Origin of the sequence: Massilia pseudoviolaceinigra, from assembly GCF_030846505.1 — a bacterium.
Lineage (GTDB): Bacteria > Pseudomonadota > Gammaproteobacteria > Burkholderiales > Burkholderiaceae_D > Telluria_A > Telluria_A violaceinigra.
In genome coordinates this window covers 17,379-41,055 of record NZ_JAVCWL010000025.1, presented here as the reverse complement: position 1 = coordinate 41,055, position 23,677 = coordinate 17,379, and the positions used below count along the sequence as shown (strand labels likewise).

At 63.9% G+C, this 23,677-nt stretch carries 20 protein-coding genes; 14 read left to right on the top strand and 6 right to left on the bottom strand.

All coding sequences use genetic code 11. From position 1 onward, the window contains the following. Positions 1 to 80 precede the first annotated feature (80 nt). The 3 genes from RBA40_RS22760 to RBA40_RS22750 all read left to right on the top strand — a co-directional run bounded on the left by RBA40_RS22760 (position 81) and on the right by RBA40_RS22750 (position 3,227). The gene (locus tag RBA40_RS22760; protein WP_306650186.1) at positions 81 to 983 is read left to right on the top strand and encodes a LysR substrate-binding domain-containing protein; all 903 of its coding nucleotides are present in this window, start codon (positions 81 to 83) and stop codon (positions 981 to 983) included. 106 nt (positions 984 to 1,089) lie between these two features. Then, positions 1,090 to 2,616: a flavin monoamine oxidase family protein gene (locus RBA40_RS22755; RefSeq protein WP_306650184.1), complete on the top strand. Its 1,527-nt coding sequence runs from the start codon at positions 1,090 to 1,092 to the stop codon at positions 2,614 to 2,616. A 230-nt stretch (positions 2,617 to 2,846) separates the two neighbouring features. After that, complete coding sequence (locus tag RBA40_RS22750; RefSeq protein ID WP_306650182.1) at positions 2,847 to 3,227, top strand: translational machinery protein; 381 nt, start codon at positions 2,847 to 2,849, stop codon at positions 3,225 to 3,227. Positions 3,228 to 3,313: 86 nt separating this feature from the next. Here the strand turns inward: RBA40_RS22750 and RBA40_RS22745 are convergent, their stop codons facing one another. Then, positions 3,314 to 3,709, bottom strand: coding sequence for a YbaN family protein (locus RBA40_RS22745; RefSeq protein WP_306650180.1), 396 nt, complete (start codon positions 3,707 to 3,709; stop codon positions 3,314 to 3,316). 92 nt (positions 3,710 to 3,801) lie between these two features. Beyond that, entirely contained in the window at positions 3,802 to 4,587 is a 786-nt protein-coding gene (locus tag RBA40_RS22740; RefSeq protein ID WP_306650179.1) for a hypothetical protein, read from the bottom strand. 363 nt (positions 4,588 to 4,950) lie between these two features. On the opposite strand from RBA40_RS22740, the gene RBA40_RS22735 reads away from it, so the two are divergent. From RBA40_RS22735 to RBA40_RS22715, 5 genes are all read left to right on the top strand, one after another. Continuing rightward, entirely contained in the window at positions 4,951 to 5,673 is a 723-nt protein-coding gene (locus tag RBA40_RS22735; protein ID WP_306650178.1) for a substrate-binding periplasmic protein, read from the top strand. 324 nt (positions 5,674 to 5,997) lie between these two features. Continuing rightward, positions 5,998 to 10,305: an RHS repeat-associated core domain-containing protein gene (locus RBA40_RS22730; protein ID WP_306650177.1), complete on the top strand. Its 4,308-nt coding sequence runs from the start codon at positions 5,998 to 6,000 to the stop codon at positions 10,303 to 10,305. Then, on the top strand, positions 10,292 to 10,789 hold the full coding sequence (locus RBA40_RS22725; RefSeq protein ID WP_306650175.1) for a hypothetical protein: 498 nt from the start codon (positions 10,292 to 10,294) through the stop codon (positions 10,787 to 10,789). The genes RBA40_RS22730 and RBA40_RS22725 overlap by 14 nt, the downstream gene beginning before the upstream one ends. 107 nt (positions 10,790 to 10,896) lie before the next feature. Further along, entirely contained in the window at positions 10,897 to 11,040 is a 144-nt protein-coding gene (locus RBA40_RS22720) for a hypothetical protein (RefSeq protein WP_306650173.1), read from the top strand. A 174-nt stretch (positions 11,041 to 11,214) separates the two neighbouring features. Beyond that, positions 11,215 to 11,340, top strand: coding sequence for a hypothetical protein (locus RBA40_RS22715; RefSeq protein WP_306650171.1), 126 nt, complete (start codon positions 11,215 to 11,217; stop codon positions 11,338 to 11,340). Positions 11,341 to 11,355: 15 nt separating this feature from the next. On the opposite strand, the gene trpS is transcribed toward RBA40_RS22715, so the two are convergent. Continuing rightward, on the bottom strand, positions 11,356 to 12,375 hold the full coding sequence (gene trpS, locus RBA40_RS22710; protein WP_099875312.1) for a tryptophan--tRNA ligase: 1,020 nt from the start codon (positions 12,373 to 12,375) through the stop codon (positions 11,356 to 11,358). Positions 12,376 to 12,588: 213 nt separating this feature from the next. Next, positions 12,589 to 13,302, bottom strand: a complete 714-nt coding sequence (locus RBA40_RS22705; RefSeq protein ID WP_306650169.1) for an aspartate/glutamate racemase family protein — start codon at positions 13,300 to 13,302, stop codon at positions 12,589 to 12,591. A gap of 117 nt (positions 13,303 to 13,419) precedes the next feature. Between RBA40_RS22705 and RBA40_RS22700 the strand changes: the two genes are divergently transcribed. Continuing rightward, a complete protein-coding gene (locus RBA40_RS22700) occupies positions 13,420 to 13,593 on the top strand; it encodes a DUF6726 family protein (RefSeq protein ID WP_306650168.1) in 174 nt (57 codons plus the stop codon). Positions 13,594 to 13,644: 51 nt separating this feature from the next. Then, complete coding sequence (locus RBA40_RS22695) at positions 13,645 to 14,085, top strand: hypothetical protein (RefSeq protein WP_306650166.1); 441 nt, start codon at positions 13,645 to 13,647, stop codon at positions 14,083 to 14,085. Here RBA40_RS22695 and RBA40_RS22690 read toward each other — a convergent pair. Next, on the bottom strand, positions 14,079 to 15,824 hold the full coding sequence (locus RBA40_RS22690) for a hypothetical protein (RefSeq protein ID WP_306650165.1): 1,746 nt from the start codon (positions 15,822 to 15,824) through the stop codon (positions 14,079 to 14,081). The two genes, RBA40_RS22695 and RBA40_RS22690, sit on opposite strands and share 7 nt — an antisense overlap. A gap of 191 nt (positions 15,825 to 16,015) precedes the next feature. On the opposite strand from RBA40_RS22690, the gene RBA40_RS22685 reads away from it, so the two are divergent. Next, positions 16,016 to 16,633: an LON peptidase substrate-binding domain-containing protein gene (locus RBA40_RS22685; protein ID WP_306650273.1), complete on the top strand. Its 618-nt coding sequence runs from the start codon at positions 16,016 to 16,018 to the stop codon at positions 16,631 to 16,633. A gap of 123 nt (positions 16,634 to 16,756) precedes the next feature. Beyond that, positions 16,757 to 17,518, top strand: coding sequence for a hypothetical protein (locus RBA40_RS22680; RefSeq protein ID WP_306650163.1), 762 nt, complete (start codon positions 16,757 to 16,759; stop codon positions 17,516 to 17,518). 99 nt (positions 17,519 to 17,617) lie between these two features. Here the strand turns inward: RBA40_RS22680 and RBA40_RS22675 are convergent, their stop codons facing one another. Beyond that, entirely contained in the window at positions 17,618 to 20,734 is a 3,117-nt protein-coding gene (locus RBA40_RS22675) for a ligand-binding sensor domain-containing diguanylate cyclase (RefSeq protein ID WP_306650161.1), read from the bottom strand. A gap of 312 nt (positions 20,735 to 21,046) precedes the next feature. On the opposite strand from RBA40_RS22675, the gene RBA40_RS22670 reads away from it, so the two are divergent. Then, entirely contained in the window at positions 21,047 to 22,570 is a 1,524-nt protein-coding gene (locus RBA40_RS22670; RefSeq protein WP_306650160.1) for a DEAD/DEAH box helicase, read from the top strand. Between the two features lie 155 nt (positions 22,571 to 22,725). Then, a complete protein-coding gene (locus RBA40_RS22665) occupies positions 22,726 to 23,670 on the top strand; it encodes a glycosyltransferase family 2 protein (protein WP_099875320.1) in 945 nt (314 codons plus the stop codon). Positions 23,671 to 23,677 lie beyond the last annotated feature (7 nt).

The following is a 23,677-nucleotide window of genomic DNA, read 5'->3' as shown; positions in this document are numbered from 1 at the left end:
AGCCCCGAGCGTAAAGCCGGCGATCGGTGAGCGCAAACGATCTGTTGCCGCTGTCACGTTAGCTGAGCTAAAGTGAAGTCATGCACATCCCGCTCCAGAATTTTTATACGTTCTTTGTCGTTTGCCGCGCCGGCAGCATGAAAGAGGCCGCGCGCGAATTGCATGTCAGCGCCGGCGCCATCAGCCAGCGCATGCGCGAGCTGGAACTGCGGCACGGTCAGCGCCTGTTCGAGCGCACCCGTGCCGGCGTCACGCCAACCGCGGCCGGCGCGGCCTTGTATGCCGATATCCAGGCGCCGTTTCAGCAGATCGAAACGGTCTCGCGCCGGAGCCTGGCGGATCACGCCACCGGGCAACTGGTGGTGAGCGTGATGCCATCGCTCGCTTCCGGATGGTTATTGCCGCGCCTGGGCGATTTCGCCAGCCGCCATCCGGACGTGTCGCTCTCGATCGACAGCGATGCGCGCGTGGTCGACCTGAAAAATGACGCGGTCGATTTTGCCATCCGGCACGGCCTGGGAAGCTATCCCGGACTCGAATCGCGCCCGCTGATGTCGCCCGAAATGATCGTGGTCGGCGCGCCGGCCTTGCTGCGCCAGGGGCCGCCCATTCGCTGCCCGGCCGATTGCCTGGCCTACCCCCTGCTGCATGACGGTGAACGCCGCGATTGGTCGTTGTGGCTGCAGGCCCACGGCAACGCATCGCCCAAGGCGCGACGCGGCCTCTCGTTCAGCGACGAGCATTTGCTGGTGCGCGCCGCCATCGAAGGGCAGGGGCTGGCGCTGGTGCGCGATATCTACGCCGGCGCCGACCTGGCGAAAGGTCATCTGCGCAAGGCGCTGGAGCAGCAATGGCCGACGCAGTTCGGCTATTACCTGGTCGGTCTGCCGGACACCTTTGCCGCCTCGGGCGCGCGCGCTTTCGTGGAATGGATCCAGGCCGAAGCCGCGCAATCGCGCGCCACGCCGGCGCTGCGGCGGTAGCGCTAACACCGTCAACGTGGCGATGTCACCCCTGCCAAGCTCATCAATTACATGGCACAATCGCGCCCTCGGTGCCCACGGCATCCCATCCGCGTAAATCGTTCCCATGTCAGAACAACAAATCGTCATTGCCGGCGGCGGCGTCTCCGGCCTGTATTGCGCCATCCGGCTGGCCGAAGCCGGGCACCAGGTCCTGATCCTGGAAGCGTCTTCCGATCGCTGGGGCGGGCGCATCGAAACCGAAGACATGGATGGCTTCATCGCCGAATACGGCCCGATGCGCTTCGAGCCGACCTTGCAGCCGCGCTTTGCCCAGCTGTGCGCCGAACTGGGCGTGGGACTGGTCGATTTTTCCGGTCCCTCGGCCGACGAAATCAGCGCGCCCGACAGCCAGTTGCCGCCCGAAGAACAGGGCCTGAACTCGCTGCAACTGCTCAAGCGCGGCATCATGCTGGTGATGGGACGCGACCCCAACGACCAGGACTGGATCGACGGCTTGAGCGAAGCGGATTACAACCGCCTGCGCCGCCATGCGCAGCTGCACGGCCATCCGCTGTGGGCCACCGGTTTCTGGAACGTGATGTCCGGCCACGGCATCCTGAGCCACCGTGCGCTGGTCAAGCTGCGCGACACCGGCACCTTCTATCACATGATTCCGGAAAACCTGAACGCGATCGAATGGATCATCTGGTGGCTGCGCGCGCTCAAAACCGTGGGCCGGAAGCTGGCCAGCATCGCCGGCGGTTCGGCCAAGCTGACCGACGGCCTGATGGCCAAGATCCACAGCCTGCCCAACATCACCCTGGCCGGCGGCCACACCCTGCTCGGTTTCCGTCCCACCGCGCTGGGCCAGGCCACCATGGAACTGGACGTGCGCACCAAGAACGACACCATCAAGCTGCAGGCGGCGCGCCTGATCCTGGCGCTGCCGCGCATGCCGCTGGTCAAGCTGGCGCAGCACCTGCCCGAACACATCGCGACCCATCTGGATGCCGTCAACGGTTTTCCGATGCTGAAGATTTTCTTCGTGAGCAACGCGCCTTGGTGGGATTACGACCAGCCGCCGCAGCAATACGCCAACTGCCTGCCCACCCGCGAAGTGCATTACTTCCGCCGTCAGCAGGGGCGCGATATGGACGGCCACGGCATGGTGCTGCTGTACATGGACCGCCCGTCGACCGAATTCTGGCGCCATTACCTGAGCGAGCCGGACAAGCACGACCGCGCCGAAGTCGACCAGGATGCGCGCATCGTCGACGCCTTTGCCCTGTTCGTCGCGCGCGACGTCAAGCGCCTGCTGGAAACGAACGAATCGCACCTCAAGCTCAACGACCACTCGAAGGCGGTGTTTCGCGACCAGACCCTGGACCAGGCCACGGCCTACATCCGCAATTCGATCATCACCTACGGCATCCGCGACTGGGCGCGCGCGCCGTACGGCGCCGCCAACCATGGCTGGCAGCCTGGTGTGCGCTCATGGAAAGTGATGGATGCCTTCAAGGCGTTCGACTTCGGCAGCGGCGCGAAGAACGTGCACATCGTCGGCGAAGCGTATTCCGATTACCAGGGCTTTGTCGAAGGGGCGCTGAACAGCTCCGAGCTGGCGCTGGAAGCGATCTTGCAGGGGCGCTGAAGCGCCTGTCGCCGCCTAAAAATTGACATTCCGGCTACGTGCGCTTCCGAACGGACGGGCCCGCTCAATGCGGGCACACTGGTCTCATTCGATTGCAATGCGCCGGCCCCCAGCCGGTGCAGTTTCCGTTTAAGGCGCGGCCCAGAATGCCGCGCCGTCTTTTTGCGTCGCGCCTGATATCCCTGGCCGTCGTCCGCGCACGATCACGCTTCATCTCAAGGAATACCACCATGTCATTCAATCACGTCGTCGTCTGGCTCGACCAGGCCGAAGCACACGTTATCCATTTCACGCGCGATGCCGCCGAATCGGAAGTCATCAAGACCGCCTCCGTGCACTCGCAGCACAAAAAATCCGGCGTCGATGCCAGCATCGAATCGGAACAGAATCCCGATTACCTGAACGAAATCGCCGCCGCCATCGAAGCCGCTCAGGAAATCCTGATCGTCGGCCCTGGCCAGGAAAAGCTGGTCTTCATCAAGCACCTGGAAAAGCAGCACGCCGCCGTGGCTGCCAAAGTGGTCAGCGTCGAAACCGTCGATCATCCGAACGACGGCCAGCTGCTCGCTTATGCGCGCAAGTATTTTGTCAAAGAAGGCATCATGCATTAATTGATGCGTAAAAAAGCCGGGAGCGCCGTTAGCGGGCGCTCCCGGCTTTTTTTTGTCCGCGTCACACCGGGCGCGTCAACGCGCCATCAGCCCGGGCCGGGGCCATCGAGCCGCGCCGCGCGCGGTGCACCCGTGGGCACATAGCGCAGCAGGTAAATCGTCACGCCGGCGCCGATACAGAGCAGCAGCAGGGTCAGGCTGGTGCGCTGCAGGCGCAGCATCGAGTACCCCAGCGAGGCCCACATCAGCACGAGTATGGTGATCTTGGCGCGGCGCGGAATGCCGCGTCCCTGCTCGAAATCGCTCAGATATTTCCCGAAGACTTTGTTCCCCAGCAGCCAGGCGTGCATGCGGGTCGAGCCGCGTGCAAAACAGGCCGAGGCGAGCAGCAGGAAGGGTGTGGTCGGCAACAATGGCAGGAAAATGCCGAGGACGCCCAGCAGCACGGCAAGGCAACCGATCGTGTTCAGCAGCAGTTTCATGGAAGTCCTTGGTGGCCGTGGAGGAGGGCGCCGCACGCGGCGGCCCGCCGCGCGCATCCTACCATGGTGGCCAGGGTCGCCGCCTCACGCCATCAGGAATACGGGCGGGTGGCCGTCATGCGTTCCCACAGGCGTTCGAGCAGTGCTTGCACAAAGCAGACGGCGCGGTTGGCGACGGCCTTGTATGCCATCGCAAACGGTGCCGGCATCCGCGCCTGTGCCCGTGCCCGCGGGGCCGGCACCCGCGGCGCGCCGGGCGCCGCAGCCGGCTTGGCCGCCGCTTTCTGCGCCGAACGCGACGGTTCTTTCTCGACGCTGCAATTGCAGCCGAGCAGGTGCATGGTGGCAACCAGGCGCTGCGCCGTGACGTGGTCGAGCCGGCTGCGCAGGACCGCGTTCGGCGTGGCCAGCATGGAGGCCGCCTGTTCGGGCGTGCATTTAAGCAGCGGCACCAGCTTGCCCAGCATGGCCGCCGTATTCACGTTTTTCTGGATGCTGGTGAGCACCACGCGAAAGCGCGCCGGACGGTACACCAGGCCGGCCTGGGTATCGATCACCGTCAGCGACAGCGCGCCCGCCCGGCGCAGCACGAAGGAAAGCACTTCGATATTCTTGTACGACAGGCTGATCACGCCGATGTCGCCCGTCAGGCAATCGATCAGCGGCGTGTCGGCCCACGGGCAGGCGGCCGCGCTGGCCCTGCTGTAGGCGCCGCTCGACGCGCACGGATACCTGGCCGTGATCGCTTCATAGAATTGCAGCAAGCGCGCCGACGGCGGCAAGTCCATCGACGTATGCGCGAGCGTGTTGGCAAACCCCCGGACAGACAGATTGTCGGAAGGCACTGGCGGGACCACCACTTTCAAGATGTAGCTCATCCGAAAATATTGATGCTTATAGGAAACTCGTAGTGTATGCCATTTCGACGCGTGTACGGAAGAGTCACGCAGCAGCGTGGCGCGATTGAGACAGAAAAGGAAAAAACGTCGGATCGGAATGGCGCAGCTGGCAAGGGCGGTGCGCGCTCTTGCCGTTCAGATAAAAGCGGCGGCCTTACACGACCTCATTCGGCGTCGGCGACACCGCGCCGCGTTCCGGCGCGGCAGCCACTGCCCGCCACCCGGTGCCTGTTGCGCATCCGGCGCTTTTACGCGGCTCGTGGCCTCGGAGCAACAAAATAATGCGTCGAATAATGGCGGCGATGGTACATTGAACACACCGTCCGACCACCTGGCCAACCCATGTTCAAGCGTTCCGCCTGCCTCGCCGCGCTGATTGTCCCTCTCGCAGGTGTTGCCGCGCCGGGCGCCGACCTGATCATGATCGCGCCCCTGAACCAAAACATGCCGCTGGCGCGGTTTCACAACGATAAGCTCAGCGGCGGCATCCTGAAAGACCTGGACGAGGCGATCGCGCAGCGGCTCGGGCGCGGCATCGTCCATGTCAGCGTGGCGGGGGAGCAGGTGAGCGAGGCGCTGGCCGCCGGCAAGGCCGATGGCATCTGTTATGTGCGCCCGTTCTGGATCGACGGGCAGTACGACTGGAGCCAGCCGCTTATTCCCGACGCCGAACTGGTCGCCTCGGTCGAGGGCGCGCCGCCGGTGCGCTCGCTGGCCGACCTGCGCGACCGCCCGGTGGGCACGGTGGCCGGCTACCGCTATCCGCGCGTCGAGCAGGTGCTGGGGCTGCGTTTCCAGCGCAGCGAATCGCCCACGATGGAAGAAAACCTGCGCAAGCTGATGGCCGGCGGCGTGCGCCACACGGTGATCGGGCAGGCGACCCTGGCCTACCAGAAGCGCATCAACAAGACCCTGCGCCTGCGCCAGGACCTGGTGTTCGCCTCGTTCAAGGCGCAATGCGCTTTCTCGAAGACGGCGCGGGTGCCGTTCGTGGAGATCAACCAGGCCATCAATGGCCTGATCGACGACGGCAGCGTGGAACAGATCCTGGCGCGCTACCGCTGAGCGCCCGCAACCGGATCAGAAGTAGCTCAGGCCCATCGCCCGCTTGACCTCGTCGGCCGTGCGCGCCGCCACTTCGCGTGCGCGCGGCAGCTCGATTACGTTGGCGGCATAAATAGCTCATGGCGTTGCTGCTTCACGGGTGATACCCCGACCATGCTCTCCAAGATGATGTTTTGCTGCGACGGCAAGCTACATTTTTCGGCGCGTTCTTGAGGAAAAACAAGCCGTGCGGAGATGCCACTTGTTGTGCATTCAACGGTTTCATAAAGTGGAAGGCTGGTTCCCCTCCATTGCTCAGTTTGTCAAATTTAAGCTGGGATGTTTATGAAACCGCCAAAAGTCATTTTCATTTCGCTGTTGTTCCTATTGCCCTTAAAGGCGTCCGGGATTCCAGAAATCACCGACACCAACAACGTGGCGCGAACTCTGCAAGGTACTGTAGAGAACGGGATGATCGTGGTGCCTGTGAATGGAGAGCGGCCGAAACCGGAGTCGTTTATTTTCGATTTTCGCGCCGGTTTTGGTCTCGACAGTTACACGATAAAATCAGATAAAGGTGGCGGTCCGCTCAAGGCCGCGCCTCCGTCGCAAGGTAATTCGAACAAAGAGTCTGAACAGGACTGCAAGACAACCGCCAACCCGGTAGTGCTCGCTACTGGAGAAAAGGTTGCGACGGAATCCGACTTCGAATCCCAAGGTTTGTATGGCTTGTCGCTTACGCGAACTTACCGCAGCCAGCATGCGGAAGGAACTCTGTTCGGCAAGCACTGGCTTTCTACCTTGGACACGCCAAGGTTGACCTACGCTGCTTGTTTTAAACCTCATCAGGATTTCGACTGCGTGCCCCAGAGAATCACGCATATTGCCGAAAACGGAACCGCGATTGAGTACAAATATAGTGGACACGGTCCGCTTATCGAGCAAGACTGGTTATGGCTGCCCTCTGACCAAAAGCGGGCGATCAGCCCGGACGCGCGCGCCACTCCTGAAAAGCCGCCTGCAAAACGACCTGACGAATATTATTACCACTACGGAAAGGGTTCGACTCTCGCGAAAATTACCTTCAAGCCGCGCGAAAACGTCACGCTTCAAAAGGAAAGGGCCAGATTCGTCTTCGGCGTCAATCGCGGGATCGAGGAAATATACGACAAAGCGAACCTGCTCGTGCGGAAATTTTATTACGACGGCCCCAAGCTGGTAGCGATTGAAAACAGGCCGGGTCAGTCGGTCAAGCTGAGCTGGGGCGGTGACGGGCGTGTTGCAGCGGTCCAAGACACCAACGGCAGCATTTGGGATTACAAGTACAACGGCAACGGCATGTTGACGAAAGTGACTGCCCCTGGCGGGGACGTACGCGAATATCATTACGAGGCTGGCGATCCGACACTGCTGACGGGCACTTCGATTGGCGGAATCCGCCACAGCACCTACAGCTACCATGGGGATCGCCGGGTCCATGTAAGTGCCCTTGCCGGCAATGAGGAAAAAGACGTCTTCAATTACGCCAAGGATCTCACCGTTGTTACGAACGCAAAAGGCCAGGAAATCCGCTACAGTTTTGAGAACGTGGCTGGGGAACTGAAGATCAGTAAGATCGATCGTGCGCCGACTGCGACCTGCACTGGCGCCAGTGCGCAAACTTCGTATGATGAGAACGGCTATCTGCAATGGACATCAGACTGGAAGGGCAACGCGACTAGATATGTCTACGACATCGATGGACATCTGCGTGAAAAGATCACTGCGGACGGAACGCCCGCCGCGCTGCGGACAGAGCACCGCTGGGACAACGACAACCTGGTCGAAACAATCTATAAAAGCGCAAGCGGCGACAGCCATTCCAGTGTCAGCTATGCGTACCATTCGGGTGGACATGCACACGGGCTGATTGCAGAAACCAGAATCACCGATTTGAAGAGCGGCAAACAACGGATCGACCGATACGGCTATGGCTTTCATCCGAATAGCACAATGGCGTTCAAAGTCACCAATTCCGTCCTGGGTGGCCGTGACGTGCAAACGAAGGTGAACTACGACACGTACGGCCGGGTCAGCTCGCTCGTCAACCCGCTCGGGCAAGTGGCGTACTACGGTAATTACACCGGACTTGGCCTGCCTGGCACGACCACCGATATCAATGGCTTGGTGACGAGCTACACATATAACCCGAACGGCACGTTGGCATCCGTGACCGAGTACGGCAATCGCATTACGCGCATTGCCTACAACAGCAATCGCCAGCCAGTAATCCTTAATCATTCCGACGGCAGCGTGACACGGTATGCCTATACCCCATCCGGACGCCAGGAGGCAGTTGGCAATGCGCAGCACCAGTACACAACCACAAAGTACGATGTTGCCGCCAATTCGTTACGCAGTTCCTCGCCCCGCAACGTTCCCTCGGCCGGAGCCAGCGGTCCCGTTGGCACGGCCAGCGGCGAATTTAGTGCATTGACACTGCTCGATTCATTGGGGAGGCCCTATCAAAGGGTCAACAGCAAAGGCGAGCGTGAAGACACCCGTTACGATGCCAACGGAAACATTGAGGCGGAATACGGCGGAGACGGCAAAGGCACGTTCTATGAATACGACGCGCAAAACCGGTTGACTAAACAAACCAATCCCGATGGCGGCATCATTGGCTTCGAATACGACGTCGCCGGACGGCTGGCAACAGTCATTGATCCTCGCAACGTCAGAACTAACTATGCCTACAATAACTTCGGCGACGTGCTTCGCATCGATAGTGCCGACCGTGGCGTAACCACGTTCGATGCCTATGATGACCTCGGCCGTCTGACGCACGAGACGCGCGCCGACGGCAGGGTTATTACCTACACTTGGGACGACATCGGTCGCTTGCGTTCGCGTCGCAGCGGCAACACAACTGAATCCTTCAACTATGACGAAGGTCACTTGGGAAAAGGACGGATGACAAGCATGACAGACGCAACTGGACGTACCGACTACGCGTATGACATCGCCGGGAACGTGGTCCTTCAGAGCAACGATATTTACGGTAGTACATTCTGGACAAAATGGGCCTATGACGCGTCGGGCAGGCTGAGCGGGATGGCGATGTCGAGTGGTCTTCATCTCGGCTATGACTACGACGCCAATGGCCGCCTGACCAAGATGCGCAGCAACCTGAGCGGCAAATGGGCGACCATTGCCGATGGCTTCATCTACCAGCCGGCTACGGACGTCCCGTATGGCTGGCGCTTTGGCAACGGGCTCCCGCGCATGCTCACCTTTGACGTAGACGGGCGACTGGACCAGCTTGTAACGCCTGGCATTCATAGCCTCAACTTTGATTATCATCCGAAAGGAACTATTTCAAAAATTACCGACACTGTGTTCCCAGATCTGACGGTCGAGTATTGGTATGATGAAGCCGGCCGAGTTGCCAGCGCGACGCGCATTGGAGATCACCAATATTTTGGGTGGGACGACGCTGGCAATCGCCTGAAGCACAGCAGGGAGGCCCAGGGCGAGTACAACTACGGATTCTTTGCAAACACTAACCGCCTGCAAAACTGGGCTGGCGGTGGGCAATCGCGTCGGTTCGAGTATGACGCCTTAGGTGACGCGACCATCGAGCATCGCCACGACGGTAACCGGAAATACACATACGATGCATTCAACAGGATGAACGGGGTGTGGATCAATGGCGCGCAGATCGGCGATTATCGCGTCAACGGATTGAACCAACGGGTCCTGAAGATATCTAAAGGCGCAGGGGTCAGGACAATCTACGGTCCTGATGGTGAATTGCTTGCGGAGGTTGGCGCGACAACGACGCACTATGTCTGGCTTGGTGGGCAACTTCTGGGGATCGCGCGCAACGGTGCGTTTTTCGCGAGTCATAACGATCAGCTCGGGCGTCCTGAAGTGCTGACCAACGCTGACGGAGCCAAGGTCTGGCGCGCCGCCAATGCTGCTTTTGACCGGCGTGTGATTTCTGACTCGATTGGTGGCCTCAACGTCGGATTCCCCGGCCAGTATTACGATACCGAGACGGGGCTTTGGTATAACTGGCACCGATACTATGATCCTGTGACCGGACGGTATCTCCAGAGTGACCCGAACGGGTTGGGAGGAGGGACGAACCTCTATCCTTATGCAGAGGGCAATCCTTTGTCCTTCGTAGATCCCGACGGTCGGATTGCCTGGGGCGCTGTTCTTGGTATAGCAGACATTGGGTTGCAACTATATCAACACGATGGGAATTGGCGTTGCATTGATCTGGGTCAAGTCGGCCTCAGTCTGATCGGTGGTGGCATCGTAAATGCGATGGTAAAAAAGGTATTTTATATAAAAAAGGGCTCGCATAGTTGGGGAGCCACTGCCGCGTGGATGAGACGGAGTCACATTCACGATTTAAAGCCGGGGCAGCAACGGCATCATTGGTTATTTGAGCAGAATCAGGGTATAGGAAAGTACGTTTCGGAGTCGATAAAAAACCAGCCCTGGAATATCAATCCCATTTCGGCACCATTTAATAACTGGTTGGGACGCCATGCAAATCTTGCTTGGCTCGGCGCGCCTTCATGGATGGGTGAGCTAACCGCTGGATCGGTTTTGGGCGGGACTGGAGGGCGGGCGGGGGGAGATAAATGTGAATGCAAATGATGGCTGCGAAACTGTACTTCTGTTAAATCAGCAAGAGCAAACCGTCCATCCGCACAGTTCGGATGCTTTTAAATTGTCGTCAGGGTCAAAGCATAAATTGTTGCGCAGGCACCTCGGTACGTTAGTTGTCTATCGCGATGGTTCAGTATCACGGATTGAAGGCATTCAATTTTGCGAACTCGATGGAAAAACTATCGTAGGGAAAGTCCTCTCTTTTTTCAATGGCCCATGGCGCCGAATTGCCGTGACACTCAGGCCACTGCCGGATTTTCCTTTCGAGGAAGTCCGCAGACTTGTGGCCGAGTATATCCGGCGACACCCGGAGAGCTTGGGATATCTTGAGGATAGCGAGAAACCGGAGCTAGTTAGGCAGCCTGAGAAGATGGCTGAGCTGGTTGAAAGATCATCAGACTGCGCAGAGTTATTTACAGTTCTTTGCGTGCCCCGGCCGGAAGATGCGCTTGATTTGCTGGGCGATTTTTAGATGATTGTCAATGAGCTATATTTTTTTGCATCAAATGCGGGGAACATAAGACGACCCCGCAAGCGGCCTGTGCAAGATGTGGTTATGAACCGGAAACCGATCAGGACATGGCGAAGTCAATTATATTGTCTATGGCCTATGTTCTGGATGAGGCCGATTTAAGTAAAAACCAGGTGGAATTGCGTAAGATTGGGGCGTTTATCGCTGCAGGGCAAATCATGAATTTGATGACGCAGAAATCAGAAGGGTGATCGATTATGCGAACGAGGCCTTGAATTTGCCAAGACACTTAGCCGTTGATTTGGTCAAGCCGTTTGTGATTCCGGTGCTGGCTCTCGTTGTCATCGTCGTTCTTCTCATCCTTACCACTTAGGTACCTTGGCGCACCTCCATCTGCGAGTTTTCGCATTCGTACCCGTGAACAAGTGCATGCCGCTGGCGGATGCGTCTTTTCGAAGACGGCGCGGGTGCCGTTCGAGGAAATCAACCAGGCCATCAATGGCCTGATTGACGACGGCAGCGGGGGCCAGATCCCGGCCCGCTACCGCTGAGCGCCCGCGACCGGATCAGAAGTAGCTCAGGCCCATCGCGCGCTTGACTTCATCGGCCGTGCGCGCCGCCACTTCGCGTGCGCGCGCCGTGCCTTCTTTCAGGATCTGCATCACGTGGCCGCGGTCCTTTTCCAGCTCGGCGCGGCGGGCGCGGATTGGGGTCAGGAATTCTTGCAGGCACAGTTCCAGGCGCGCCTTGACGATGCTGTCGGCCAGGCCGCCGCGCTGGTAATGCGCCTTCATCTCGGCCAGCGCTTCCTTTTCCGGATCGAAGGCATCGAGGTAGGCGAACGCGATATTGCCTTCGATATGGCCGGGATCGGCCACGCGCAGGTGCAGCGGGTCGGTGTAGACCTTCTTGACGGCCGCACGCACTTCGTCGGCGCTGGCCGACAGGTTGATCGTGTTGCCGAGCGACTTGCTCATCTTGGCCTTGCCGTCGATGCCCGGCAGACGCCCGATTTCCGGCACCAGCGCCTTCGCTTCGACCAGCACTTCGGCGCCGGCGATGCGGTTAAAGCGGCGCACGATTTCATTGGTCTGTTCGATCATCGGCACCTGGTCTTCGCCGACCGGCACCAGCACCGCCTTGAACGCGGTGATGTCGGCCGCCTGGCTGGCCGGATAGGTCAAAAAGCCGGCCGGAATGTCGCGCTCGAAGCCGCGCAGGCGGATTTCTTCCTTGACGGTCGGGTTGCGCTCCAGGCGCGCCACCGTCACCAGGTTCAGGTAGTAAAAGGTCAGTTCGGCCAGTTCCGGAATCTGCGACTGGATCAATATGGTCGACTGGGCCGGGTCGATCCCGGTCGCCAGGTAGTCGAGCGCCACTTCGATCACGTTGCGCTGGACCTTGGCCGGGTCGTCCATATTGTCGGTCAGGGCCTGGGCGTCGGCCAGCATGATGAACTGGCGGTAGTCGCGCTGGTAAGTGACGCGGTTGCGCAGGCTGCCCACGTAGTGGCCAAGGTGGAGCGGGCCGGTCGGGCGGTCGCCGGTGAGGATGATGGGTGCTGCGCTCGTTGCTGGTGTTGGCATGTCGATAGTCCCTCGGGTGGTGGTGCCCCTATCGGAAAACGCTCATGAAAAACGCCGCCCAATCGAGGCGGCGTTCATGGAAAACACATGATGGTGCAGGCGCCGCGCGATGTCAGCGCAGCCACCAATTCGAACCCAAGGCATGTGAATTAAACATTTTCATGCACGTATCCTCGCAGTTTTGCGCGCCCCTGTCAATCCGGCCGCGTCCGTTCACGCGGGCTGGCCGGTGGCGTGGCGCAGTGCGGCGCGCGCCAGCAGGCGGGTGGTGTCGAGCGTGGGCAGGGGCGAATTGCCATTGTTCATGAGTAGCGGAATTTCCGTGCAGCCCAGCAGCACCGCATCGCAGCCGCCATCTTTCATGCGCGTGATGACTTTCTGGAAATAGGCAATCGCCGCCGGCTTGCACTCGCCGCTGACCAGTTCATCCATGATAATGCGGTTGATTTCGATGCGCGCCGCCAGCCCGGGGCGCACCGTGGCCAGTCCGTGCGCGGCGAAGCGCTCGGGATAGACGTCGCTGTCGAGCATCCAGCGCGTGCCGGTCAGGCCGATGCGCTGGTAGCCGCGCGCCAGCGCTTCGGCGGCGGCGACATCGGCGATGTGCAGCCAGGGCAGGGGCGAGCGCGCCTGCACCAGCGCCAGCGCCTGGTGGATGGTGTTGTCGGGGCAGATCAGGAAGTCGGCGCCGGCGCTGGCCAGCTTGTGCGCGGACGAGAGCATCAGTTCGCCCACGCCGTGCCAGTCGTCCACATCGATGCAGCGCATGTAGTCGGCCAGCGAATGCGAGTGCATCGACAGCTCGGGATGCTCGTACGGCCCGAGCAGGCGCGCGCCTTCGTGGCAGATGGTGCGGTAACACAGCGCCGCACCCTCGGCCGAGCAGGCGACGATACCGATATGCTGGTGGCTGGCAGGTGGTTTCATGGGCAATATCCTAGCACTCTTGTGGCACGTAAACGTTTTGTTACCTCGATTTTCTTGTCGGCGATGCGGCGCGCCACTTACAATTCTTTCTCACCCTGACTTTTGCCCGGATTCACCATGAATGCCCGCCTTTGCCGTATCGCCCTCTTTCTCCTGCTACCAGCCGTGCTCGGTGGTTGCGGCGTGATGGCCGCACCCTGCCGCGTCGGTTCGGCCGTGATCAAGATGGTTCCCGTGGTCGGGAAAGTGGCGGCCCTGCCGACCGATGCCTGCGCCGCGATCATCGATTGACGCCCCACTTGCCGACCTTGACAGCGATGCCCGCGGCGGGCGGCTAGGCGCATGGAACAGCACCTGCGCCGCCACTGGCTCGCCTCGATCCTGCTTGGCGCCTGCCTGCTGCTGCTGGTCTGGGCCGCGATGGCGCCGATCCCGCCGGGCAGCCGTGACTTCCTGCTCGACGTTCCCGCACGCGCCGCCGAACGCCGCCTGGCCGGCGACCGGGCCGAGGTGCTGCCGCCGGTGGTGCGCCTGACCGTGGGCTTGCGCGACGTGCTGCTGCTGAGGAACAGCGACAGCGTGCCGCACCAGTTCGGCGGCCTGCGCCTGCTGCCGGGGCAGCAATTCCGCCTGCCCTTCGAGCGCGCCACCGAATTGCAGCTGCCGTGCAGCGCGCGCGTGAGCGGCGAGCTGACGGTGCTGGTCGGCCTGCACCCGAATCCCGGACCGGACCGGCTGCGCTGGCGCCTGCGCGCACTGGAACAGGCGCTGCGCGCCTACTGAGCGCTGGCCGGTGCCAGGTCGATGCGCCGCACTTCCCTCAGGCGCCCGTTCTTGAGTTTTCCTTCCACCAGCTCGTCCCCCATCAGCGCGAATACCCGGCCCTGCACGAACAGGGGCAGCGGCGGCGGCAGTGCAGCGGCATCGCCGCCTTCGCCGCCCTGGGCCTTGAGGGTGCCCAGTTCGCGCAGCTTGAGCGCGGTATTGCGCAGGTACAGCACCGACACGACGGTCTCCGGCTCCCCGGCCGCTTGCGCCTCGCGCGTCTGCACCAGCGGCAAGCCGACCATGCCCTGGCCCGGCCGCTGCGAGGTGTAATGGAAGCCATGGCGCACGCCGGCGCTTTCCTCGGCGAGGGCGTGCACATGGGTGTTGGCCAGGGCGGCCTGCTGGCGCAGCCGCACGCTGCTCAGGGATAGCTCGCCCTGCGCCTGCCCGGTCACCACGGCATCGTCGCCCATCGGCGCGATGTGCTCGGCCGGATGCGCCAGGTCCAGGCGCTGCGGCGCGCCCGTGCCGTCCCAGCGCAGCGCGTACAGCGGCGCGCCGCCGTCGCCGGCGCTGCCGTACAGCAGCCACGGACCGACATAACGGCTGCGCAGCTGCTGCGAGGCGAATGCGGGCAATTGCCTGTAACTGGAGGGCGCGGCGCTTTCGCTGCCGTCGGACAAGGCCGTCAGCGGCAACCGCAGCAGGGCCAGGTCGTCGGCGCCGGCCCGCCCGCGCCAGGAGGGCTGGCCCGCGCCGCCTGGACCGACCAGCACGTTGACGTGCCCATCGGCGCTTTCGTGAAAGGCGGACGGAGCGTGCGGCGCGCCGGCCACGCGAATGGCGCCTGGGGCGCCGCCATTGAGGGGAATGCGGTACAGGCTGGCGCCGGCATCATCCTTGTGCGGCGCGCTCCAGACGTACACCGCCTCGGGCGCCATATGGAAGGTCCGCGCGGGCGGCCCCAGCACGGCGCTGGCGTCGCAGCGCAGCGCGCGCAGGGCCAGGTCGCACACGGTGACGCTGTGCAGCACCAGGCCCAGGTCCGGATCGATGGGCGCTTCGCCGACGTGGATCCGGGTGGCCGGGGCGATGCGGGTGAAGGGCGCCGCCGCCGGGTCGGCGCCGGCCAGCGCGCCGCGCAGCGCCGGCAGGGCCGCGAGCTGGTCGGACGCGAGCGGATCGAGCGCGAGCGCGCTGTAGAGCACCAGCTTGCTGCCGATCTGGCGCACGCTCTCTTGCATGGCCGCGCCGTGCAGGCCGGCCCGCAGCTGGTAGCTGGCGCGGTAGCGCAAGCGCCCGGCCGCGTCGATGTCGAACAGCGCGATGCCGGTGCCGCCCGGGCGGCGCCCGATCAGCGCCACCGTGCCGTCGGCCACCGCCATCGCTTCCTGCGCCTCGTCGCCTGGCGCGCGCGCATCGAGCGCCGCCACCAGCTTGAGCTGGTCCTTGCCGATATCGACCGTCAGCAGGCGGCCGCGCCGCAGCAGCACCAGATGGCGGCCATGTTCGCGCACGACAGCGCTGGCCCCGGCGTCGGCCGGCGCGCGCGCCGGCGCGCTTGCCGGCAGCACGGCCGCATCGGCCGTGCGCTCGCCGGCCTGCTCGGCAGCATCCTTGAGAAACGCGTCCAGCTGCGCCTCGTCCTGGAACGCGTGCATGGTTTTCTGCGGCGCCGGCCCGCTGGCACGCGGCTGGCAGCCCGCAAGCGCGGCCAGCAACAGCGCCAGGCCGGCGGCGAGATAATGCGACATGAATGGCTCTCCTGTTTTTATGTCTGTCCGCTGCGACTGTTGCGCATTGGCGGGACATGGAATGTAACGGAAGCAGCCCCAAAAAGGGGTTGCTTGATGCAAAAAAAGTAAAATCGCGACACATCACTCACGGCGCATGCGCACCGACAATCGTGCTTCGCTGCCGGCCCGGATTCTGGCATCATGGGGTGATGGCGACCCTCTCCTTCCCTCTCTTTCCTCTCGGTACGGTCCTGTTTCCGGACGGCGTGCTGCCCCTGCAGATTTTCGAGGTGCGCTATCTCGACATGGTGGGCAAATGCATCGCCAACGGCACCCCGTTCGGCGTGGTCCTGCTGACCGAGGGCCACGAGGTGCGCACGCCCGAGGGCCAGGAGCGCTTCCACCCGGCCGGCACCCTCGCTTCGGTGCAGGACAGCAGCATGACAGCACCGGGACTGATGCAGGTCACCTGCCGCGGCGCGGCGCGCTTTCGCATCCTCTCCAGCGCGCGCCGCGCCAACGGCCTGTGGATGGCCGAGACCGAACTGCTCGAAGACGACCACGCGGTGCCGGTGCCGTCCGAACTGCAGGGCGCGGCCGACGCCCTCGACCGCGTGCTGGCTTCGCTCGACGAGGTGCCCGAGCAGCGCTGGCCGGTGCTGCCGCCGTTCCGCCTCGACGATTGCGGCTGGGTCGCGAACCGCTGGTGCGACCTGCTGCCCTTGCCGAACGACCAGAAATACCGCCTGTTGATGCTCGACAATCCGGTCATCCGGCTCGAATTGCTGCACGATATGCTCGACGAACATGGCCTGATTACATCCTGAGGGGCGGGTGCCGCACCATGCCGCCATGCCTGAATGATAATATAGCGATCACCGCAACAGAGAAACACCAGCAAGCGGCGCCGCCCGGGCACTCCGGGCATCCCGACAAACGAGGACGGCAGCATGAGCTTTTCCGATGACATCCTGAGGGCCTACGCCGACGGCGCGCTCGACGCCGCCACCGGCGAGGTGGTGGCCCAGGCGCTGCGCCAGGACCCGGCGCTGGAGGCCCGTTTTCGCCAGTTGCAGGCCCAGCGCAGCAATGCCGTCGCCGGCTTCGGGCCGGGCGAGGGCGGCTCCCAGCGCCAGCCGGCGGCGCGCTCGGCCAAGGTGGTGCAGCTGCATGCGGCGCGCGCGGCCCGCGCCGCCCCGCCGCCGGCCGCGCCGCAGCTGGCGCCGCAGTTGGCCGGCGCGGGGCCGCGCGGCTGGTCCTGGAGCGCCTGGAGCGGCCTGGCGGCCACGCTGGTGCTCGGCCTGCTGGCGGGCGCCGGCATCAGCCACGCGCTGCAGCGCGAAGGCCTGGCGCTGATCGATGGCGAGGGCGCCATCATGACGGCGCGCGGCGCGCTGGCGCACGCGCTCACGCAGCAGTTGTCCGGCACGCCGGAAGCGGACGCGCCGGTGCGCATCGGCACCACTTTCCTGTCGAAAGAAGGGGCGTACTGCCGCAGCTTCCGGCTGGCCAACGGCGGCGGGCTGGCCTGCCGCGGCGGCACCGGCTGGAACATCACCCTGTACGCGCGCATGGACAGCACCGGCAACGAATACCTTACCCCCGGCAACGGCATGCCGCGCGCGGTGCAGGACGCCGTCACGCTGCGCAGCGCCGACACGCTCGATCCGCTCGCGGAACGGGCCGCGCGCGACCGCGGCTGGAAGCGCTGACGGGCGCCGTAGCGGACGCCGTAGCGGACGCCGTAGCGGACGCCGCAGCGGACGCCGCCTGCGGCCCACAGCATCCGCTTCCGGCGCGCGCCGTACCGTTCACGCGCACAGCGCGCGGTTGCGGCCCCCGGTCTTGGCGCGGTACATGGCGCGGTCGGCATGCTCGACCAGCTGTTCCGGGCTGCCCGTCTCGTCGGCCATCAGCGACACCACCCCGATACTGATCGTCACCACTCCGTACGGCGACTTGGCGTGCGGCAGCGCCAGTTTTTCCAGCGCCTGGCACAGCGCGTTGGCCAGTTCCAGTGCTTCGGCGGCGCTGGTGGCGGGCGCCAGCAGCGCGAATTCCTCGCCCCCATAGCGCGCCACCAGGTCGGTGGTGCGGCGCGCGTGCGCGGCGATCACCCCGGCCACCGCGCGCAGGCACTGGTCGCCCGCCTGGTGTCCGTAATGGTCGTTGTAGCTCTTGAAGTGGTCGACGTCGAGCATGGCCAGCGCCACCGGATAGCCGTTGCGCGCGGCGCGCCGCCATTCGGACTCGAGCGCGGTGTCGAAGCCGCGCCGGTTGTTGATGCCGGTCAGCCCGTCGGTGCTCGACAGTGCCGCCAGCTTGGCGTTGCTCGCTTCCAGCTCGGCGGTGCGCTCGGCCACCATGTGCTGCAACTGCTTCTGGCGCCGGGTCAGGTCGCGCACGCGCGCCCGGTAGGCGCTGCTGACCAGGCCCAGCGCCAGCAAGGCCAGGATCAGGCGGAACCACCAGGTTTTCCACCACGGCGGCAGGATCGTCACCGTCATGCTGGCCGCGTTCTCGCTCCACATGCCCTGGTGATTGGCGGCGCGCACCGAAAACACATAGGTGCCCGGATCGAGGTTGGTGTAGGTGGCGCTGCGGTGGGCGGAGTCGGTCACCACCCATTCGCGGTCGAAGCCGGCCAGGCGGTATTTGTAGGTGTTGCGTACCGGATCGGTGAAGTGCAGGGCCGCGAATTCGATCGAAAACACCGACCCGTCGCCGGCCAGGGTCAGGTTGACCGGCGCCGTCACCGCGCCGTCCAGGCGCAGGCCCGGCACCGCGCGCCCGTCGCGCAGCGAGCGGTTGAACACGCTGATATCGGTGATCGCCACCTGCGGCGGGGCCGAGACGCTGCGCACCGCCGCCGGCGTCACCCCGGTGATGCCCTTGACGCCGCCGAAGTACAGGCGCCCGTTGGGCGCGGCGTGCGCGGCGCCCGAGGAAAACCCTTCCGACATGCCGTCGGCGGCGGAAAAGCGCGCCACCTTGCCGCTGTCCGGATCGAGCCGCAGCAAGCCATTGGCGGTGCTCAGCCACAGCTGGCCGGCCTGGTCGCTGCGCATGGCCAGGATCTTGACCTGGCCGACGCTGCCGGGCCCGTCGTAGCGCTGGAAGCGGATCGCGCCCTTGGCATCGGTGAGGATCTGGTTCACGCCGCGCGCGGTGCCGGCCCACAGCCGCCCGCGCGGGTCCTGGTACAGCGACACCACGTTGTTGTCGGAGAGCGAGGCGGGGTCGCTGGCGCGGTAGCGCAGATGGCGGAACTTGCCGCTGGCCTGGTCCAGCACATCGAGCCCGCCGCCGCCCCATTCCGAGCCCATCCAGACGCGCCCGAGCCGGTCTTCGACGATGGTGGTGGTGCTGTTCACGCTGCGGCTGCCGGGCCGGGCCGGGTCGGACGGGAACTGGGTGCTCTCGCCCGTGGCCGGATCGTAGCGCACCACGTGCTGGCCGGTGCCGAGCCACAGGGCGCCGCCGGCGGCCGGGGCGATGGTGTTGATGAAGTCGCTGCCGACCGAGCCGAAGCTGACCACCCGCACCGGTGCCTCGACCCCGTCGAGCCGGTTCAGGCCGGCCGCAGTGCCGATCCACAAGGGCCCGCCCGGCTGCTGGTACAGGCTGTACACGATGTTGCTGCTGAGCGCGCCCGGCTTGCCGTCGGCGCGGTAGCTGCGCAGCACCGCGCCGCTGGCGCTGTCGAACAGGGACAGGCCGGCATTGTTGGCCAGCCACAGGCGCCCGCCCGGCGCGCCTTCCATGGCGCGCATGGCATTGTTGGGACGCAGGTTGTTGGCCTCGACATCGAATGGAATGTAGCGCTGGAAGCCCTCGCTGTTCAGGTTGACGAGGCTGATGCCGTCGGTGATCGAGCCGATCCACAGCATGCCGCTGCGGTCGTGCATGACGGCGCGGATATCGTCCGACGGCAAGCTGTAGGAATCGTTGGCGCGGTGCACGTAATGCACGGGGGTGCTGCTTGCCTGGTCCTTGGTTTTATCCCAGCGCAGCAGGCCCGCCGCCAGGGTGCCGGCCCAGATCGTGTCGTTGCGGTCGCCGTACAGGTAGTTGATGCGGGTGGCGGGCGAGGGCACGTGCTTGCGCGCGCTCCAGGGCTGGCCGGCGCGCCAGGTCACCACCCCGGTTTCGGTGCCGATCCAGAGCGTGCGGTCGGGCGCGAAATGCAGGGCGCGCACGATGTTGAGCTTGGGGTCGGGCGACTCGGGGCGGTCGATCCGGTAGTGCACGAACTGGTCGGCGCCGGGCGCCAGGTAATCGAGTCCGCCCGGCCAGGTGGCGGCCCACAGGCCGCCGCGCTCGTCCATGGCGATGGCGTTCAGGTCGTTGCTGGCCAGGCTGCCCGGGCGCGCCGCGTCGTGCAGGTACAGGGTGAATTTGCCGCTGGCCGGGTCGAAGTGCTGCAGGCCGCCCCAGGTGGCCAGCCACATGCCGCCCTTGCCGTCGCCGATGATCTCCTTGATGATGCGCTGCGCGCCCGGTCCCGGCGGCGGCACGAAGCGGGTGAAGTTGTTGGTCTGCGGATTGAAGCGCGCCAGCCCGTTCTGGGTCGCCACCCAGATGGTGCCGGCCGCGTCTTCGTACAGGTCGGAGACGCGGTCGTGCGGCAGGTTACCGCCGCTGTTGGCGTTGCTGACGTACTTGACCGCGTGGTAGCCGTTGTAGCGGTACAGCCCGCCGCTATGGGTGCCGATCCACACGAAGCCCTGGCGGTCCTGCAGCAGCGCCAGGATGGACAGCTCGTCCGAGTCGAAGGAGGCGAGGCGCTTGAAGCGCAGCGGCGAGGTCGGCGTGGCGCTGGCATGGGCCGCGGCCTGCAGGCACAGACAGGCGCATACGCAGGCGAACAGCAGCGGACGCAACAGGGCGGACAGGCAGTGCGCGGGGGCGGTAAATACGGTTGGCATGTCAAATAGGTGTCTACAGTACCGGTCACCCCAGGAATGCCGGGGAACCCGGGCAGTGTAAACCAAGTTGACTCTGCGGCAATACCTCTTTCTTAATCTTATATCGATGTACAGTTGCCGGGATTTAGGGTATCGTTTACGGCACTATTATTGCATCTACGTCCGTACGTCCGGTTCTGCCGACGCTGTCGTGGCACACTTCGAGCTGGCCGCCGGTCTTGCCACTGCCCGGCTCGTTCCCGTCCATCCTGGAAGTTCCCCGCGTCGGCCTGTCCGGGCGTAGAGCATATCGAACCAACGCCCGGAAAACTTATGTCTGAAACACCGATTACCATCGAAGCCGACAGTGAACCCACCGTCAAGTTTGCCGATTTCGGCCTTGCGCCGGAGATCCTGCGCGCACTGACGGACCAGGGCTACATCCACCCGACGCCGATCCAGGCCGCGGCCATTCCGATCGTCCTGCAGGGGCGCGACGTCATGGGCGCGGCCCAGACCGGCACCGGCAAGACCGCCGGTTTTTCGCTGCCCATCATCCAGCTGCTGCTGGCCCACGCCAGCCCGAGCATGTCGCCGGCGCGCCATCCGGTGCGCGCGCTGGTCCTGACCCCCACCCGCGAGCTGGCGGTGCAGGTGGCCGAGAACGTCAAGGCCTACGCCCAGCACACCCCGCTGCGCTCGACCGTGGTGTTCGGCGGCATGGACATGAAGGGCCAGACCATCATCCTCAAGGGCGGGGTCGAAATCGTCATCGCCACCCCGGGCCGCCTGCTCGACCATATCGAACAGAAAAACGTCAGCCTGGGCCAGGTGCAGATGCTGGTCATGGATGAAGCCGACCGCATGCTCGACATGGGCTTCCTGCCGGACTTGCAGCGCATCATCAACCTGCTGCCGAAAAAGCGCCAGAACCTGATGTTCTCGGCCACCTTCTCGCCGGAAATCAAGAAGCTGGCCAACAGCTTCCTGACCGATCCGGTGACCATCGAAGTGGCGCGCAGCAACGCCACCGCCGACAAGGTGACCCAGATCGTCTACAAGGTGGCCGACGAAGCCAAGCGCGACGTGGTCGAATTCCTCATCCGCGGACGCGACCTCAAGCAGGTGCTGGTGTTCTCGAACACCAAGATCGGCGCCTCGCGCCTGTCGCGCCACCTGGAGCAGGGCGGCATCAAGGCCACCGCGATTCACGGCGACAAGACCCAGCAGGAACGCATGGCCGCGCTCGACGCCTTCAAGAAGGGCGAGATCGACGTGCTGGTCGCAACAGACGTGGCCGCGCGCGGCCTCGACATTTCCGACCTGCCGTGCGTGATCAACTTCGACCTGCCGTACAACGCCGAAGATTATGTGCACCGGATCGGCCGTACCGGCCGCGCCGGCGCCTCGGGCGATGCGCTGTCGGTGTTTTCGGACAAGGACGAGCGCTTGCTGGTCGATATCGAAAAACTGATCAAGCAGACCATCACGCGCGGCGAACTGGCCGGCTTTGTTGCCAGCGCCAGCGCGGGGCGCTTTGACGCCTCGGGCGAGCGCCGTCCGCGCCGCGACGACAGCAGTGCCGGCAGCAGCGCCGGCCGCCCGTCCGCGCGCCCGCCGGAGCGCGAACGCAGCGGCGAGCGCAGCAGCACTGGCGACCGCAGTTCCGAACGCAGTTCCACCAGTTCCGCCGGCCGCCCGGGCCCGTACCCGCGCCGCGAGAAGGTCGATCCCTGGTTCCTGACCCCGTACGAGCCGGCCAAGAAGAATACGCCGGTCGTCGCCGACCAAGTTGCCACCAGCACCAAGCCCAAGCAGAAGATTGCCGTGCTGCTCGGCGGTTCGCCCAAGCAGTAAGCCCCGGCGGGTCCCGCGCCCGGCCCGGGGCCGGGGCGGCCGCACTGTCGTCTGGTTGTTGCCAAGATGTATAATTTGCTTGAATGTAATGCCGCCACCCGCTTGGCTTTCCGGCCAGGCGCCGCGGCGTTTCTCTTTTTACTCAATGTATAACCATGAACAAACTAATTAATCAAAGCATCGCCATCCTCGTGCCTTGTTATAACGAAGAACTGACGGTTGCCGCGATTGTTCGCGACTTCAACGCCTGCCTGCCGCAAGCCGTGGTGTATGTATTCGACAACAATTCCAAGGATGCCACCGTGCGCCTGGCGCGCGAAGCCGGCGCCGTGGTGCGCAATGTGCCGCTGCAGGGCAAGGGCAATGTGATCCGGCGCATGTTCGCCGACGTCGACGCCGACATCTACATCATGGTCGACGGCGACAATACCTACGACGCCAGCGTGGCGCCGCAGCTGGCCGAAAAACTGATCGATGAAGGCCTCGACATGGTGGTCGGCACGCGCGTGTCGACCGAACAGGAAGCCTACCGCTTCGGCCACCGCTTCGGCAACCGCCTGCTCACCGGCTCGGTCGCTGCGGTGTTCGGCAATACCTTCACCGACATGCTGTCCGGCTACCGCGTGTTTTCGCGCCGTTACGCCAAGTCGTTCGCGGCCCACTCGGCCGGCTTCGAAACCGAAACCGAACTGACCGTGCACGCGCTCGAACTGCGCATGCCGGTGGCCGAGGTCGAAACCATTTACCGCTCGCGTCCGGAAGGCTCGGTCAGCAAGCTCAATACCTACCGCGACGGCGTGCGCATCCTCTGGACCATCATCAAGCTGTTCAAGACCGAAAAGCCGCTGGCCTTCTTTTCGCTGGCGTTTTTCGCCTTCATGCTGGCCGCCGTCGGCTTCGCCTTCCCGCTGCTCCAGACTTACCTGGAAACCGGCCTGGTGCCGCGCCTGCCGACCGCGATCCTGTCCGTGGCGCTGAGCCTGTTCGGCGTGATTTCGCTCAACTGCGGCCTGATCCTCGATACCGTCACCAAGGGCCGCATCGAACAGAAGCGTTTCGCCTACCTGGCGATTTCGGGACCGCGCGTCAAGCATGCCTGAGCCGGGT